Annotated in this window: 1 protein-coding gene; it reads right to left on the reverse strand. The window is 76.7% G+C overall.

Annotated features, from left to right (window positions below):
• The coding region (locus FNQ90_RS26600; protein WP_182608604.1) for a 2-oxo-4-hydroxy-4-carboxy-5-ureidoimidazoline decarboxylase at nucleotides 1-433 on the reverse strand (433 nt) is incomplete at both ends.

Genomic DNA, 433 nt, shown 5'->3' on the forward strand with positions numbered 1-433 from the left:
CTCCTTCGGGGGCCGGTGGTCGGGTCGGGGCCGCGCCGCTCGCGCCGGTTCCGGTCGACGGCTCGTACAGGCGGGCCAGGCGCAGCCGGTTGATGCCGGCGAGTTCGACGCGCGTCACCTCCCGCTCGACATCGGGGGGGTTGTCCAGCCGACGGCGCAGCGCGTCGCGCATCTCCTCGGCGGTGCGGCCGGTGGCGCGGATCAGGAAGACGTGGCCGAAACGCTCCTGATAGGTGAGGTTCAGCTCCAGCAGTTCGGCGCGCAGCGCGGGCGGGGCATCGGCGGCCCCGCGCTGTTCGCGGGCGGAGAGCGGATCGCCCGGACGGGGGCGGCCGATCGGCGGATGGCCGGCGAGCGCACGGTCCAGACCCTTCTCCGACAACGCCGCGACGGCGGCGTCGGAGGCGGCGCGGGCGGCGGCCGCGTCCGGGAG

It is taken from the genome of Streptomyces alkaliphilus (assembly GCF_014141535.1).
GTDB classification, from domain to species: domain Bacteria; phylum Actinomycetota; class Actinomycetes; order Streptomycetales; family Streptomycetaceae; genus Streptomyces; species Streptomyces alkaliphilus.